Source organism: Micromonospora sp. NPDC023644, assembly GCF_040640115.1.
Lineage (GTDB): Bacteria > Actinomycetota > Actinomycetes > Mycobacteriales > Micromonosporaceae > Micromonospora.
Genome location: NZ_JBFABA010000001.1, coordinates 25,079 through 40,874, shown reverse-complemented (window position 1 = coordinate 40,874; position 15,796 = coordinate 25,079). Strand labels below are relative to the sequence as shown.

Sequence of the window (15,796 nt, the reverse complement as noted above, 5' to 3'; positions counted from 1 at the left end):
GGTCTCAGAGCTTGTCGATCGGGGCGTGCCGGAGCACCAGCCACATCGTCTGGTCGCCGAAGTCGATCTGCGCCCGGGCGCCCGGGCCGTGCCCCTCCACGGCCAGCACCCGGCCCAGGCCGTAGCGCTGGTGGTTGACCCGGTCGCCGGCGGACACCTTCGGCCCCTGCGGCAGCTCGCTCGCCGTGGTCAGCCGGCTGGCGTCGACCCCCAGCCGCTTCGCCAGCTGCGCCGCCTTGGGGGTGCCGCCGTTGAAGGCCCCGCGCCCGCCGGGCACGCGGTCCGCGCGACCACCGACGCCGCCGCCCCCGCCGGCCCACGAGGTGTACGACCCCTCGGTGCGCTCCCAGCGGATCAGCTCCGGCGGCAGCTCCTCCAGGAACCGCGACGGCGGGTTGTAGGCCGGCTGCCCCCACGCCGAGCGGGTGACCGCCCGGGAGAGGTAGAGGCGCTGGCGGGCCCGGGTGATGCCCACGTACGCCAGCCGGCGCTCCTCCTCCAGCTCCCGGCTGTCGCCCAGCGAGCGCAGGTGCGGGAAGACGCCGTCCTCCAGGCCGGTCAGGAAGACCACCGGGAACTCCAGGCCCTTCGCGGTGTGCAGCGTCATCAGCGTGACCACGCCCTGGTGGTCCGGGTCGTCCGTCGGCACCTGGTCGGCGTCGGCCACCAGCGCGACCTGCTCCAGGAAGCCGGCCAGGGTCGCCCGCTCCCCCTCCTCGCCGACCGCCTCGATCCGCTCGGTGTACTCCCGGGCGACACTGACCAGTTCCTGGAGGTTGTCGACCCGCCCCGCGTCCTGCGGGTCGAGGCTCTCCTCCAGCTCGGTGAGGTAGCCCGAGCGGGTCAGCAGCGCCTCCAGCACCTCCTCCGGGCTGCCCGTCTCGGCCAGCTCGCGGGCGCCGTCGAGCAGGGCGACGAAGTCGCCGATGCCGTTGGCCGCCCGGGTGGAGATGCCGGGGGCGTCCTTGGCCCGCCGCAGCGCCGCCCCGAAGGAGATCCGGTCCCGGCTGGACAGCGCCTCCACGCACGCCTCGGCCCGGTCGCCGATGCCCCGGCGCGGCGTGTTGAGGATCCGGCGCAGGCTGACGGTGTCGTCGTCGTTGACCACCGCGCGCAGGTAGGCCAGCGCGTCGCGGACCTCCTTGCGCTCGTAGAAGCGCACCCCGCCGACCACCTTGTAGGGCAGGCCGACCCGGATGAACACCTCCTCGAAGACCCGGGACTGGGCGTTGGTGCGGTAGAAGACGGCCACGTCGCCGGGGCGGGTCTCGTCGGCGTCGACCAGCCGGTCAATCTCGCGGGCCGCCCAGTCGGCCTCGGCGTGCTCCGTGTCGGCCACGTAGCCGACGATCGGCTCGCCGGCGCCCGCCTCGCTCCAGAGCCGCTTCGGCTTGCGGGAGGTGTTCCGGTCGATCACCGCGTTGGCCGCGTTGAGGATGGTCTGGGTGGAGCGGTAGTTCTGCTCCAGCAGGATCGTCCGGGCGTCGCCGAAGTCGCGCTCGAACTCCAGGATGTTGCGGATCGTGGCGCCCCGGAACGCGTAGATCGACTGGTCGGCGTCACCGACCACGCAGAGCTCCGCCGGCTCGATCCCCTCCGTGCCGGAGACCAGCTCCTTGATCAGCACGTACTGGGCGTGGTTGGTGTCCTGGTATTCGTCCACCAGCACGTGCCGGAACCGCCGGCGGTAGCTCTCCGCGACGTGCGGGTGGGACTGGAGCAGGTGCACCGTCGTCATGATCAGGTCGTCGAAGTCCAGCGCGTGCGCCTCGCGCAGCCGCCGCTGGTAGAGCGTGTAGGCCTCCGCCAGCGCCCGCTCGTTGGGGCCCTTGGCGCGGCCCGCGAACTCCTCCGGGTCGACCAGCTCGTTCTTCAGGTTGGAGACCTGGGCGGCGAGCCCGCGCGCCGGGTAGCGCTTCGGGTCGAGGTCCAGCTCCCTGGCGACCATCTGCATCAGCCGGCGGGAGTCGTCCGCGTCGTAGATCGAGAAGGTCGACTTCAGCCCGGCGTGCTCGTGCTCGGCGCGCAGGATGCGCACGCACGCGGAGTGGAACGTCGACACCCACATCAGGCGGGCGCGGGGACCCACCAGGTGGGCCACCCGTTCCTTCATCTCCCCGGCGGCCTTGTTGGTGAAGGTGATCGCGATGATCTCGCCGGGGTGCACGTCCCGGGCGGCCAGCAGGTAGGCGATCCGGTGGGTGAGCACGCGGGTCTTGCCCGAGCCCGCGCCGGCCACGATCAGCAGCGGCGAACCGGCGTGGGTGACGGCGTCGCGCTGCGGCCCGTTCAGGCCCTCGACGAGGGCCTGGGGATCGAGGTGGACGGCCGCCGGCCTGGGCCGGTGCGGCGAGGTCGGGGCAGGCGCCGACGCGGGCGGGGACGCGGGGATGTCGAAGAGAGGATGCATCGCACGGCGAGTCTATGCCGCCGGGCGGACACTTCCCCCGCCGCGCGCGCCCCGGCTCGCCCGGGCCGTCGTCCGGGCCGGCCCCGCGTCGCCCCCGGACCCGCCGACCGCATCACCCGCCTCGGCTGAGGCGAGGGCGGTCCCGGCGTCGCGACGGCGCCGGGACCGCCCCTGCCGGCACGGGTTGCGCCGAATCCTTGCGCGGGCCGGCCGGAGGTCGGCATACTCGACGACATGTTCGGTCAGCGCTTCTACTTTTACTACGGCACCGGGAGTCCGGCAGCCGTGGGTCGCGCCTGATCAACCAGACCTACGAGAAAGCCCCGGGCTCCTGGAGCCCGGGGCTTTCTCCGTCCCGGGATCCGGGCACCGGGCACCTGACGGCAAGGGGTACCCGATGATGACAGACGTGGTGGAGTCCAACGGCAGCCTGACGCGACCCGAGGAGGGCCGGCCCGGCCCCGGCGCCTCCGAGCCCCCGGTCGACGCGCCGGGAGGCGCCGACGACGCCAGGCCGGAGGCGCGCACCGGCACCCCGGAGCCGACCGCGGCGGCCCGGATCGTCGAGATCCGGGAGCGGATCGACGAGATCGACCGGGCGCTGATCGAGCTGTGGCAGGAGCGGGCCCGGCTCTCCCAGGAGGTCGGGGTGACCCGGATGGCCTCCGGCGGCACCCGGCTGGTGCTGTCCCGGGAACGGGAGATCCTGGAGCGCTTCCGGGCCGCCCTCGGCGCCGACGGCACGCAGCTCGCGCTGCTGCTGCTCCGCGCCGGCCGCGGCCCCCTGTGAGGCGTACGCCGGCAACGGCCCGCCGTGCCCTTCCTCCGGCGCCGGGGGCGGCCGCCCGCGCTCCCTGCGGGGTCGGGCGGGCCGCCCGGCCCCGGAGACGACGGAGCCGCCTGCCGTCGTCGCGATGACGTCGGCAGGCGGCTCCGTGCGGGTCACGCCTCGTGCGTGTGCACGATCTCGCGCTTCTCCGCGAAGTGGCAGGCGCTCGGGTGGTCCGAGCCCTTACGGATCTCCAGCAGCGGGACCTGCTCGGCGCAGACGTCCTGCGCCTTCCAGCAGCGGGTCCGGAACCGGCAGCCCGACGGCGGGCTCACCGGCGACGGCACGTCGCCGGTGAGGCGGATGATCGCCTTGTTGTCCCGCACGGTCGGGTCCGGCACCGGCACGGCCGAGAGCAGGGCCTGGGTGTACGGGTGGGTCGGCCGCTCGTAGATCTCGTCCTCGGTGCCGATCTCCGCGATCTTGCCGAGGTACATGACCGCGACCCGGTCCGACAGGTGCCGGACCACCGACAGGTCGTGCGCGATGAACACGTACGACAGGCCGAGCTCGTTCTGGAGCTTCTCCAGCAGGTTCATCACCTGCGCCTGGATCGACACGTCCAGGGCGGAGACCGGCTCGTCGCAGACGATGATCTCGGGCCGCAGGGCGAGCGCGCGGGCGATGCCGATGCGCTGCCGCTGACCGCCGGAGAACTGGTGCGGGTACCGGTGGATGTGCTCCGGGTTCAGGCCCACCAGGTCGAGGAGCTCCTTGACCTTGTCCCGGCGGCTGGCCTTCGGCGCCACCTCCGGGTGGATCTCGAACGGCTCGCCGATCAGGTCGCCGACCGTCATCCGCGGGTTCAGCGAGGTGTACGGGTCCTGCATCACCAACTGGATCTGCCGGCGCAGCCGACGCAGCGCCGGGCCGGAGAGCTTGGAGATGTCCTGGCCCTTGTAGAGGACGCTGCCGCCGGTCGGCTTCTCCAGGTTCATCAGCACCCGGGCCAGCGTCGACTTGCCGCAGCCCGACTCACCGACCACACCCAGGGTCTCGCCGGCCTTGAGCTCGAAGGAGACCCCGTCGACCGCCCGGACGTGACCGATGGTCTTCTTGAACACCACACCCCGGGTCACGGGATAGTGCTTGACCAGGTCACGGACCTCGAGGATGTTCTCAGTCACGGTTCACCAGCTCCTCGGCGAAGTGGCAGGCGCTGGCCCGGCCGGCGCCGACCTGCAGCAGCGGCGGGACCTTCTCCCGGCAGACCGGCTGCGCCATGGGGCAGCGCGGGTTGAACGGGCAGCCCGGCGGGATGTTCATGAGGTTCGGCGGGAGGCCCTTGATCGTCCGGAGCTGCTGCCCCTTCTCGTCGAGCCGCGGGATCGAGTTGATCAGGCCGATCGTGTACGGGTGCGCCGGCTTGGCGTACAGGTCGTAGACGTTGGCTTCCTCGACGATCCGGCCCGCGTACATGACCGCGATCCGGTCCGCGACGTCGGCGACCACGCCGAGGTCGTGGGTGATCAGGATCATGCCCATCTGCCGCTCGCGCTGGAGCTCGGCGAGCAGGTCCATGATCTGCGCCTGCACCGTCACGTCGAGCGCGGTGGTCGGCTCGTCCGCGATCAGCACCTCCGGGTCCAGGGCGAGCGACATCGCGATCATCGCGCGCTGCCGCATACCGCCCGAGAACTGGTGCGGGTAGCTGCTGAACCGGCCCTTGGCATTCGGGATCTTGACCTGGTCGAGCATCTCGATCGCGCGCTTCTTCGCGTCGGCACGGCTCATGCCGCGCCGCACCCGGAACTGCTCGGCGATCTGGAACCCGACGGTGAAGACCGGGTTCAGCGCCGAGAGCGCGTCCTGGAAGATCATCGCGATGCCCTCGCCGCGGATGCGGCGCCGCTCCTCGAAGGACATGCCGAGCATGTCCTTGCCGTGGAAGCGGACCTGACCGCCGGTGACGAAGCCGGGCGGCGTGTCGAGGATGCCCATGACGGTCTGCGCGGTGACGCTCTTACCGGAGCCGGACTCGCCGAGCACGGCGAGGGTCTCCCCCGCGTCGACGTGGTACGTGACCCCGTTGATGACCTTGGCGACGCCGTCCCGGGTACGGAACTCCACCCGGAGGTCGTCCACCTCGAGCAACCTGCCCGAGGGGCGGCCGGACGCGCCGGCCGCGGACTGCTCGGACACCAGAATGTCGGACAACTGAATCTCCCCTAGCGGAGTTTCGGATCGAGGGCCTCGCGGACCGCCTCACCGAGCATCACGAAGCTCAGTACGGCGGCGACGAGGAACGCGGCGGGGAAGAAGAGCAGGTAGGGCGCGACGCGGAGGAGGTTCTGCGCCTCGTTGATCATGATGCCCCAGGAGACCACCGGGCTCTTCAGGCCGACGCCCAGGAAGGACAGCGTCGCCTCGGCGCCGATGTACGAGCCGACCAGGATCGTCCCGTAGACCAGCAGCGGCGCGAGGCAGTTCGGCAGCAGGTGCTTGAGGATGATCCGGCCGGTGCCGGCGCCCAGCGCGCGGGCGGCGACGATGTAGTCCGCCTCCTTGGTGGCCAGCACCGAGGAACGCATCAGCCGCATCACGACCGGCCAGCCCAGCACGATCAGCGAGATGCTCACCAGGGCCATGATCTCGGCCTTGCTGTTGCTCGTGCCCGACCCGTTGAAGGTCGTCAGGATGACGATGGCACCCAGCACGAACGGCAGCCCGAAGAAGACGTCGGCGATGCGGGAGAGCAGTGCGTCCACCCAGCCGCCCCGGTAGCCCGCCACGATCCCCATCGCGCCGCCGAAGACCAGCACGCCGAGCACGGAGAGGAGGGAGACCACGATCGACGCGCGGGCACCGTAGATCACCCGGGCGAAGACGTCGCGGCCCTGGAAGTCGTAGCCGAACCAGGCATCCGACGACGGGCCGACGAGGCTGTTCTGCAGGTTGCCGTTCTCCGGGTCGCCGGAGGTGAACAGCGAGGGGAACGCGGTCATCAGCATGAAGAGGACGATGAACCCCGCGGAGATCCAGAACAGCGGCTTGCGGCGCAGGTCACGCCAGGCGTCGCCGAGCAGCCCGCGGGGCTTCTCCTTGCGGGCGTTCTCCGGCAGGCCCGCGTTGGTCGGCGCGCCGATCTCGTCGGGGGCCTGCGCGGGCGGCGTGCTGACGATCGAGGCGGCACTCGGGTCACTCATAGCGGATCCTCGGGTCCAGGGCGGCGTAGAGCAGGTCGACCAGCAGGTTCATCAGCAGGTAGACGAGCACCAGGACCACCACGATGGAGACAACGGTAGCGCTCTCCTTGGTGATGATCGCGCGGTAGACCTGTCGGCCGATTCCGTTGACCTGGAAGATGCCCTCGGTGACGATCGCGCCGCCCATCAGGGCGCCGAGGTCGGTCCCGAGCAGCGTCACCACCGGGATGAGCGAGTTGCGCAGCAGGTGGATCCCGACCACCCGGCGCATCGGCAGACCCTTGGCGATCGCGGTACGCACGTAGTCGGCCCGCCGGTTCTCCGCGATGCTCGTGCGGGCCAACCGGGCGATGTACGCCATCGAGGCGCTGCCCAGGACGAAGCCCGGCACGATCAGCTCGGTGAGCCGCATCTCGCTGGAGACCGTCGGCTTGACGATGCCCCACTGCACGCCGAGCAGCCACTGGGCCACGAAGCCGATGACGAAGATCGGCAGCGCGATCAGGAAGAGGCTGGAGACCAGGACCAGGTTGTCCAGGAAGCCGTTGCGGCGCAGGCCGGTCAGCACGCCCGCGGTGAGTCCGATGACCGCCTCGATGGCCAGCGCCACCAGGGCCAGCTTCAGGGTGTTCGGGTACGCCGTGGCGATGATGTCACCGATCTCCCGGCCGCCGAACGTCTGCCCGAAGTCACCCTGGAAGAGGTTCTTCATGTAGTTGCCGTACTGCACGACCAGCGGCTCGTCGAGCTTGAACTTCTCGGTCATCATGTTGCGGAAGCTGTCGGGGCAGGGACGCTCGCCACACTTGCCCGCGAACGGGTCACCGGGCACCGACCACACGAGCCAGTAGATCAAAAACGTCGTCCCGATGAAGACCGGGATGAGTTGGAGCAGCCGTCTCAACAGATAACGGCCCATGGGGTGGTCCTCCAGACAGGGGGCGCGCGTCGGACGGCCGACACGGGGATGACAGACGTGGCAAGGCGGTGTGGTGACACCACCTCACGGAACGGCCCGGGTCGGGCCCACCGGTAGGTGAGCCCGACCCGGGGTCAGACCGTTCGGATCAGAGCTCGACCGAGGTGAGGTCGAGTTCGCCGACGTTGGACAGCTCGATCTTCTTGATCTTCTCCGAGTGGCCGGACTGCTGACCACCGAAGTAGACCGGGATCGAGGGGACGTCCTGGTCGATGAGGGCGACCGCCTCGGCGTACTTGGCGTGCGACGCCTCCAGGCTCGGCGCGGAGGCGGCTTCCTTGGCCAGCGCGTCGACCTGCGGGTTGCTGTACTTGCCGTCGTTCGAGGAACCGCCGGTCACGTAGAGCGGGCCGACCCAGTTCTCCACGTCCGGGTAGTCCTGCTGCCAGCCGGCGCGGTACATGCCGGTCATCTTGCCGGCGTTGATGTTCTGGCGGAACACCGCGAAGGTCGGCACGCCCTCGGCGCGGGCGTTGATGCCGAGGTTCGTCTTGACCTGCTGCGCGACGGCCTCCATCCACTCCTTGTGGCTGGCGTCGGCGTTGTAGTACATGACCAGCTCGCCGTTGAAGCCGCCGGCCTCGGCGAGGAGCTTCTTGGCCTCGTCGACGTTGAACTGGCAGGCGGTGCAGTTACCGGCCTTGGCGCCCGGGGTCAGCGGGTTGGCCCAGCTGTCGGCCGGCTTGCGCGAACCGAAGAAGATCTTGTCGCTGATCTCCTGGCGGTTGATCGACATCGAGATCGCGCGACGCAGCTTCGGGTTCTGGAAGCGCTTGTCGTAGATCGGGAAGGCGATGATGCCGGTCGACGGGGTGGTGGAGGAGATGGCCCGCTCGCCCAGGTCGTTCTTCCACTTGTCGCCCGCGATGGCGGAGACCGGAACCTGCTGCTGGAAGTCCAGGTTGCCGGCGAGCAGGTCGTTGTACGCCGCCGTGTCGTCCTGGTAGAGCTTGATGTTTACGTCCTTGATCTTCATCTTGTCGTTCAAGGAGTAGTCATCGAAGCGCGTCAGCTTGATCTGGACGTCGTCTTCCCACGACACGAACTTGATCGGGCCGTTGCCGATCGGCTTCTTGCCGAACGCCTCGGCGCCCTGGGTGAAGAACGCGTCCGGCAGCGGCATGAAGGTGCTGTAGCCGAGCTTGGTCGGGAACACCGCGGTCGGCGCGGCCAGGGTGACCTCGAAGGTCCAGTCGTCGACGACCTTCAGGCCGGACATCTCCTTGGCGGCGGGCTCGGGGGCCTTCTTCGGGCCCTCGGCGCCGTCCGGGTCCTCGGTGTGGACCTGGTCGAAGCCCTGGATGTCCGCGAAGAAGCTGCCGTTCTGCGCGCCGTTCGGCGAGTAGGCGCCCCAGTTCCAGGCGTCCACGAAGTTCTTGGCCTTGACGACGGTGCCGTCGTGGAACTTCGTGTCCTTCTTGATCTTGATCGTGTAGACCTTGGAGTCGGTCGTCTCGATCGACTCGGCCACCGCGTTGCGCGGGGCGCTGCCGTCGTTCGGGTACTCGACCAGACCGGTCCAGATCCAGTCGATGATCGCCCCACCACCGGTCTCGGTGGTGTTCGACGGGACCAGGCCGACCTCCGGCTGAGTGCCGTCGATGGTGATCGCGCCGTCGGCGCTCGCGCCGGCGTCCCCGCCGTCGCTGTCACTGCTCGAGCAACCGGACGCGACGAGCGCGAATGCCGCGCCCAGCGCGACCGCGCTGCCTGCCCGCTTCGAGACTCTCATTCCGAGGGGCCTCCTCTTTCTGAACCTGGATCCGTCGTGGGTTTCACGCACGTATGGGGGTGACACGTCCGGCGCCCCGCAGTGGGGGAGCCGGTTTCACCGCAGTGAATTCGGGACAAGAACGATGTACCGATCCGCCGGGCCACCTCGCCCTCCGCGCTCGACACCGCGCACACGAGACCACCACGGAGCGCCGTCAACAGGCGGGGCCCATGGTCGTCAGGCCGTACGGAGTGCCTCACATGAGGGGTGAGGTGCTGCCACTGTGACACCCACCGGCCCGTTCCGTGAAGGTGCCGTTATCAAGCCGTTAGTTGGTCGCCACGTTGCCGATACCCGAAAAAAGATCATGATGTACGCCGGTCGTACCGCTCTGAGCAGGAAAGACACGGTTCGGCGGAGGTTCCAGCCCCGGCGTGGTCCCGCCGGCTGTGAGCTTCCCCGCCTCCGCCCCGGCGCTTCCGTACGTCATCCGGGCGTTGGCCGTTTTTGCCCATCCGGACGATGTCGGCGTCGGCTGTGCGGGCACTATCGGCACCTGAGGGTACGAGGGTCGACGTCGCCGCACCCGGTCGACGGAGCCGCGAACGGCCCCGGCCCCGGCACCGCGCGGGGCGGTACCGGGGCCGGGGCCGAGCCGTCAGGCGGCGTCGATCAGGCCGTGAAGCGCAGCTTGCGACGGCGGAACAGCAGCACGGCGACCGCGCCGGCGGCCAGCAGCGCCACGCCGGCGGCGATGGAGGCGGCGATCGGGGAGCCGGTCAGCGGCAGGTCGCCGCCGCTGCTCGCGGGCGACGTCGACGGGGCCGGGCTGTCGACCGGGGCGGTCGGCGACGGCGACTCCGCCGGAACGCTGGGCGACGGCGACTCCGCCGGAGCGCTCGGCGACGGGGACTCGGTCGGGGCGGCGGCGAACGCGGCCTCGGCCTTGGCGGTCACGGTCGCGCCGGTGCTGCCACCGAGGATCAGCTTCTGCGCGGCGTGCTTGCCGGTGAAGAGGAAGACCCGGCCGAAGGAGACCGAGTCCTGGGCGGAAACGGTCACCTTCACCTTGCCGGCGCCGTCCGCGGCGAGCCAGAACTGCCCGCCGTTGGTGGTCGTGGTGACCGGCTTGCCCTCGGCGTCGACCGCCGAGCCGCCGTCGACCGCGACGGTGATCTCGCCCGCCGGGCCCTTGACGGTGAAGGGGCCGGCCTTCTCGCCGACGGTGGCCTTGGCGCTCGCCGGGTCGACGCTCAGCTCGGCCTTCGGCTCGGGCTGGTCGGTGGCGTTGGCGACCAGGTAGTCGTGGACCTTCTTGATGACCGCGTACGACTGCTCGGCGTTCGCGCCAGCCTGCGGGAGCAGCCCCGACTCCCAGCCGTCCAGCGTGACCTGGTCGCTGAAGTACCAGATCGCGGTCTGGGTGCCGAAGTAGAGCAGGTTGTCGGCTGCGGCACTGGTCACGCCCTGCGGCAGGGTGGCGCCGGCGGCCGCGAGTAGCTTCGCCGAGTCCGCGTTCGGGTAGCCGTGGGTCAGCACCCACTGCACCTTGCCTAGGTTCGGCACCCGGGACTCGGTCCAGGTGTCCTCCGCGTACGTGCCGTCGATCTCGACGTTGGTGCGGTAATCGATGCAGAATGCCGTCACCGGCTTGCCATCGATCTCCAACTGGAGCTGCGACACGGTCTTCGTCTTACCGTTGAGCTTCAGGGTGACGCTCGTGCCCTTGACCGACTTGGCCACGCCGGTCTTGTCGGCGGCGGCGGCCGGCGCCACCGCGCCGAGTGCCAGCGCGCCACCGGCGACGGTCGCCAGGGCGATCCGCGCCCAGCGCCGTCCTCGTTGTCCGAACATCAGTTTCGTGCACCTCTCCCCAGGGGTGACCCGCGCACGGCGGGTTGCGTGAAGCCGCCGTTCCCGCGGGATGCGCACCACCCGCACGCGAGAACGCGACGGGGCATTATGTGACGGGAGTTGATCGTTTGTCAGCCCCTGTGGGCGGCAATCGTCGCTTCCGTCCGAAATGACGGGGAAAGGAAATGGATCACACGAGCCGGCGGTCGGCCGCCCAGCGGGACAACTCGTACCTGTTGGACATCTGGAGCTTGCGAAGCACGTTCGACACGTGCGTCTCCACCGTCTTGATGGAGATGTAGAGCTCCTTGGCGATCTCCTTGTAGGCGTACCCCCGGGCCAGCAGCCGCAGGACCTCGCGCTCGCGGTTGGTGAGCTGGTCCAGCTCGGGGTCCGCCACCGGGGCGTCGGGACGGGCGGCGAACGCGTCCAGCACGAACCCCGCCAACCGGGGGCTGAACACGGCGTCGCCGTCGGCCACCCGGCGGACCGCGGCGGCCAGCTCCTCCGGGGAGATCGTCTTCGTGACGTAGCCCCGCGCACCCGCCCGGATCAGCCCGATCACGTCCTCCGCCGCGTCCGAGACGCTCAGCGCCAGGAACTTCACCTGCGGGTGGGTACGCCGCATCGCCTCCAGCACCGCCCGGCCGCCGCCGTCGGGCATGTGCACGTCGAGCAGCACCACGTCGGGCAGCGTGGCGGCGATCCGGGTGACCGCCTCGCCGACGGTGCTCGCCTCGCCCACCACCTCGACGTGCGCGCCCAGCTCGGCGCGGACCCCCGCGCGGAACATGGCGTGGTCGTCGACGAGGAAGACCCGCAGCCGCTCGGTGCGGGCCGCCGCCCCCTCGACCGGTTCCATCGACTGCTCGGTCATCACTTGTCCCTTTCCGCCGTTGCCGGGTCCCGGGTGATCGGCAGGATCAACCGGACCTCGGTCCCTTCCCCCGGCCCGGAGCGGATCTCCGCCCGGCCGCCGTGCCGCTTCATCCGCCCGATGATCGAACCCCGGACCCCGTGCCGGTGATCCTCCACCGTATCCGGGTCGAAGCCCTTGCCCCGGTCCCGGACGAAGGCGCTGACCTGATCGGGCTCGACCTCGGCGTAGAGCGAGACCGTCTGCACCCCGGCGTGCCGGGCGGCGTTCACCAGCGCCTCGCGCGTGGCCGCCACCAGCGCGCCGACCCGCTCGTCGGTCTCCCGGTCGCCGACCACCACCGCCTCCACCGTGATCGCGAACGTGTCCTCGACCTCGGCGGCGGCCTGCTCCAGGGCGGCGGCGAACCGCTCGGTGGGCGAGCTGGTGGGCTTGTAGAGCCAGTTGCGCAGGGATCGTTCCTGCCCCCGGGCGAGCCGCTGGACGGTCTTCACGTCGCTCGCGTTGCGCTGGATCAGGGCCAGGGTGTGCAGCACCTGGTCGTGCACCATGGCGGCGAGCTCGGCCCGTTCCTGTTCCCGGATGCGCCCCTCGCGCTCCGAGCGGAGCTGGTTGTACGTCCGCCACAGCACCGGCGCGGCCACCACGCCGACCCCGGCGAGCCCGACCAGGGCGAAGATCACGCCGTTGAGCACGGCGTCGAAGTTCTGCGCCGGGGAGTAGACCGCGGCGACGCCGATGATGCCGACCGCGACCAGCACCCCGCCGCCGATGAACCGGAGCACGAAGGCCCGCCGGTCGCTCTCCTCCACCACCGCGCCCAGCCAGGGCACCGGCATGGTGTCGCCCCACTGCCGCCGCCGCTCCGGGGCCGACTGGTGCCAGATCACCCCGGCGCCGACGGCGATGATCGCGACCAGCCAGCCGGCGGTGCCCGCCGCGCCGACCGAGTCGAAGACCATCACCTGCACCAGCAGCACGCCGAGGCCGATCGCGACGAACGGCAGCAGCTGGGCGACGTCCCTGCGGGCCGGCACGGCGGTGTCGCCCGGACGCAGCGGCACGACCGCCCAGAAGGCCGCGTAGAGCAGCAGGCCGAGCCCGCTCAGCCCGAGCAGCACCATGAAGGCGACCCGTACCCGCAGCACCGAGATGCCGAGGTGGTCGGCGATGCCGGCGGCCACCCCCGCGGCCATCCGGTGCTCGGGGGCGCGGTAGAGGCGGGGTGGCTGTGTCACGGCGCTGATCGGAGACTCCCTGGTCACGGCGGGCACGAAACGGGCGACGGCCCGTTGCCGGCGTCGGATCGATCGTCACACGGCGCGCCACCGCCCGACCACGGGGACGCCCCCGACATTCGGGCCGTCGGGATCTCAGGGTGGGGTCAGGGTCGGGTCCTGAGGCCGTCCGGCGGGTCCGGGCAGCAGGATCGAGACATGACCGAGGAAGCTGCCCAGTCCGCCGCCCCCGGGGCGGCACAGCCGGGTGGAGCACCCCCCACCGCGACACCGCCGGGCGGGCCCGCGCCCACCGGCTCCGCAACGCCGCCGCCGCCGGTGGCCGCCCCGACCGCCACAGACGCGGGTCGGACGCCACCGCCCGGCCCCGGACCGGGCCCCGGACCGCAGCCGTCGTTCGGCGGCGCCGGCTTCACCTCGCGGTACGGGCTGGTGCGCCCCCGCGACGGTCGCTACCTGGCCGGCGTCTGCGCGGCGATCGGCCGGGCCACCAACACCGACCCGGTCCTCTGGCGGGTGCTGCTGGCGGTGCTCGGCTTCTTCGGCGGCATCGGCATCCTGGTCTACGTCACCGCCTGGCTGATCATCCCCGGCGAGGGGGACAGCGCCTCCCCCGTCGAGTCCATGCTGGGCCGGGGCCGGTCCAGCATGTCCCCGGTCACCGTGATCGTGCTGAGCATCCTGGTCGCGATCAGTTTCGGCTACATCGTCACGGACGCGTTCCGGGCGGTACTGCTCGGCGCCACGATCCTGATCGGCGGCGCGCTGCTGCTGAACCGCGACCACAGGGGCGCCCAGGGCGCGCCGGTCGGCCCCGTACCGCCCACCGCCCCGCCCGGGCCGGTGCCCCCGGTCGGCCATCCGGCCCCGGTCGCGTACGCGGCCCCGCCGACCGTGGCCGTGCCTCCCGCGGCGGGCCCGGTCCCGACCCCGCCGGCGACCGGCGCCCCGGTCGCCTGGGGTGCCCCGGTGCCCGGCCGGCCGGCCGGACCGACCGCCGAACTGCCCGCCTGGCCGCCCGCCGCCCCGGTGCCGCCCGCCCGCCCCTCGACGGGTACGCCGACCGTCGGCTGGCCGCCGGCCCCGCCCACCTCGGGCTGGCCCGCCGCGACCTCGGGCGCACCGGGACCGGGTCACCCGCCGTCCCCGCCCCTGCCCCCGGGCTACCGGCCCCCGTTCGCCCCGCACGGCCCGTACGCCGCACAGACCGCCGCGCCGCCGAAGCCGCCGGTGAAGCCGCCGAAGCCGCCGAAGCGACCGCGCGAGCGCTCCCCGCTCGGCCCGGTGACGTTCTCGCTGATCTTCCTCGCCCTGGGCGTGGTGGCCGTCGTCGACCTGCTGGACGTCTTCGACGTGGGGGCGTCGGCGTACTTCGCGGCCACGCTGGCCACCATCGGGCTCGGCCTGCTGGTCGGCACCTGGTTCGGGCGGGCCCGGTGGCTGATCGCGCTCGGCGTGGTGGCCGCCGCCGCGCTCGGGGTGGCCACCGTGGCCGAGTCCTACGACCGGATCCGGGGCGTCGACGGCAACGTCACCTGGGCGCCCACCAACCACCGCGACCTCGCCCTGCGGTACGAGAACAGCTTCGGCGACACGGTCCTGGACCTGCGCGCGGTCGACTTCGACAAGAAGAACACCGAGATCACCGTCTCCGTCAACTTCGGCGATTGCACGGTGGTGGTGCCGCCGAACGTCGACGTCACCACGGTGGCCGACGTCAACGCCGGCGACGCGGTCGTCTTCGGCAAGCGCTCCGGCGGGCTAGCCGGCGAGCTGCGGGAGGCGGCCGACCTGGGTCCGGACGGCCCCGGCGGCGGCACCCTGCGCCTCTACATCCACGTCAACGCCGGCAACCTGGAGGTGACCCGGTGAAGGCCCACCGCACCGACATCGTGTCCTTCGCCTTCGGGCTGATCTTCCTCGGCCTCGCCGCCTGGTGGCTGCTCGCCCAGCTGCTCGGGCTCGCCCTCCCGCCGGTCGGCTGGTTTTTGGCCGGCGCGCTGATCCTGATCGGCCTGCTGGGCCTGCTGGGCGCGCTCCGCTCCGGACGGTCCGCCGGCGCGGCCAAGCCCGCCGCCGACACCGCCGACGCCACCCCCGACCGGGACGAGCCGGTCTCCACCCCGCCGGCTGCGGAACCGGCGGACCGGGCGACGGACCGACCGGCCACCGAGGTCGACCCGACCCGTTGGGACCTCGACCGGCCCGCGCCGGTCGACGAGCCGGCGGCGTGGGGCGGCCGGCGGTCCGACTGGGGCGAACGCTCCGACTGGGGCGGGCGCTCCGAGTGGGACGTGTCCGCGCCGACGACCGGCGGACCGACGCCGGGCGGACCGACGACCGACGCGCCGACCCTGGGCGGGCCCACGCCGGGCGGACCGACGTCAGGCGGACCGACGTCAGGCGGACCGACGTCAGGCGGACCGACGCCGGACGGGTTCACGCCGGACGGGTCCACGGCCGGCCTGCGGGCCGGGGGCGAGGCAGACGAGTGGCCGACGGAGGCCGTCACCGACGTCCGGCCCGAGGCGGTCGAGGACCGCGCCGCCGACGAGGACGCCCTGCCCCGGCGGACCGACGGGCCGTTGGCCGACGAGGAGCGCCCGCGCGGCTGACCACAGCGGTGCGGCCGGCGTCGGCGGCGGCCTATGCTGGCCGTGGAGAACTCGCCTCCGCCGGCCGGCCCGCGCCGACCTGGCCGCCGCGCCGGCCGGACCGCGCCGCCGTGGCGGTCCCGCCGCGATTCCCG

At 71.8% G+C, this 15,796-nt stretch carries 11 protein-coding genes and 1 pseudogene; 3 read left to right on the top strand and 9 right to left on the bottom strand.

Annotated features, from left to right (window positions below; all coding sequences use genetic code 11):
- Positions 1 to 4: 4 nt before the first annotated feature.
- Positions 5 to 2,410, bottom strand: a complete 2,406-nt coding sequence (pcrA, locus tag AB0G08_RS00170; protein ID WP_358080904.1) for a DNA helicase PcrA — start codon at positions 2,408 to 2,410, stop codon at positions 5 to 7.
- A gap of 397 nt (positions 2,411 to 2,807) precedes the next feature.
- Between pcrA and AB0G08_RS00165 the strand changes: the two genes are divergently transcribed.
- On the top strand, positions 2,808 to 3,200 hold the full coding sequence (locus AB0G08_RS00165) for a chorismate mutase (RefSeq protein ID WP_358080901.1): 393 nt from the start codon (positions 2,808 to 2,810) through the stop codon (positions 3,198 to 3,200).
- 152 nt (positions 3,201 to 3,352) lie between these two features.
- Here AB0G08_RS00165 and AB0G08_RS00160 read toward each other — a convergent pair whose 3' ends face one another.
- The 8 genes from AB0G08_RS00160 to AB0G08_RS00125 all read right to left on the bottom strand — a co-directional run bounded on the left by AB0G08_RS00160 (position 3,353) and on the right by AB0G08_RS00125 (position 13,074).
- Positions 3,353 to 4,366, bottom strand: coding sequence for a dipeptide ABC transporter ATP-binding protein (locus tag AB0G08_RS00160; RefSeq protein WP_358080898.1), 1,014 nt, complete (start codon positions 4,364 to 4,366; stop codon positions 3,353 to 3,355).
- A complete protein-coding gene (locus AB0G08_RS00155; protein ID WP_358081554.1) occupies positions 4,359 to 5,381 on the bottom strand; it encodes an ABC transporter ATP-binding protein in 1,023 nt (340 codons plus the stop codon). The genes AB0G08_RS00160 and AB0G08_RS00155 overlap by 8 nt, the downstream gene beginning before the upstream one ends.
- A 26-nt stretch (positions 5,382 to 5,407) precedes the next feature.
- The gene (locus AB0G08_RS00150; protein ID WP_358080895.1) at positions 5,408 to 6,385 is read right to left on the bottom strand and encodes an ABC transporter permease; all 978 of its coding nucleotides are present in this window, start codon (positions 6,383 to 6,385) and stop codon (positions 5,408 to 5,410) included.
- The gene (locus AB0G08_RS00145; protein WP_358080892.1) at positions 6,378 to 7,304 is read right to left on the bottom strand and encodes an ABC transporter permease; all 927 of its coding nucleotides are present in this window, start codon (positions 7,302 to 7,304) and stop codon (positions 6,378 to 6,380) included. The genes AB0G08_RS00150 and AB0G08_RS00145 overlap by 8 nt, the downstream gene beginning before the upstream one ends.
- A 148-nt stretch (positions 7,305 to 7,452) precedes the next feature.
- Positions 7,453 to 9,096: an ABC transporter substrate-binding protein gene (locus AB0G08_RS00140; protein ID WP_358080889.1), complete on the bottom strand. Its 1,644-nt coding sequence runs from the start codon at positions 9,094 to 9,096 to the stop codon at positions 7,453 to 7,455.
- Between the two features lie 654 nt (positions 9,097 to 9,750).
- A complete protein-coding gene (locus tag AB0G08_RS00135) occupies positions 9,751 to 10,932 on the bottom strand; it encodes a Cys-Gln thioester bond-forming surface protein (protein ID WP_358080886.1) in 1,182 nt (393 codons plus the stop codon).
- A 190-nt stretch (positions 10,933 to 11,122) separates the two neighbouring features.
- On the bottom strand, positions 11,123 to 11,809 hold the full coding sequence (locus tag AB0G08_RS00130) for a response regulator transcription factor (protein ID WP_357876082.1): 687 nt from the start codon (positions 11,807 to 11,809) through the stop codon (positions 11,123 to 11,125).
- The gene (locus AB0G08_RS00125) at positions 11,809 to 13,074 is read right to left on the bottom strand and encodes a PspC domain-containing protein (RefSeq protein WP_357876084.1); all 1,266 of its coding nucleotides are present in this window, start codon (positions 13,072 to 13,074) and stop codon (positions 11,809 to 11,811) included. Before AB0G08_RS00125 ends, AB0G08_RS00130 begins: the two co-directional genes overlap by 1 nt.
- A 171-nt stretch (positions 13,075 to 13,245) precedes the next feature.
- Between AB0G08_RS00125 and AB0G08_RS00120 the strand changes: the two genes are divergently transcribed.
- Together AB0G08_RS00120 and AB0G08_RS00115 are read left to right on the top strand one after the other, a co-directional pair.
- On the top strand, positions 13,246 to 14,919 hold the full coding sequence (locus AB0G08_RS00120) for a PspC domain-containing protein (RefSeq protein WP_358080883.1): 1,674 nt from the start codon (positions 13,246 to 13,248) through the stop codon (positions 14,917 to 14,919).
- Positions 14,916 to 15,101: pseudogene (locus tag AB0G08_RS00115) on the top strand (hypothetical protein); the annotation flags it as partial. The gene AB0G08_RS00120 and the pseudogene AB0G08_RS00115, both read left to right, overlap by 4 nt.
- Positions 15,102 to 15,796 lie beyond the last annotated feature (695 nt).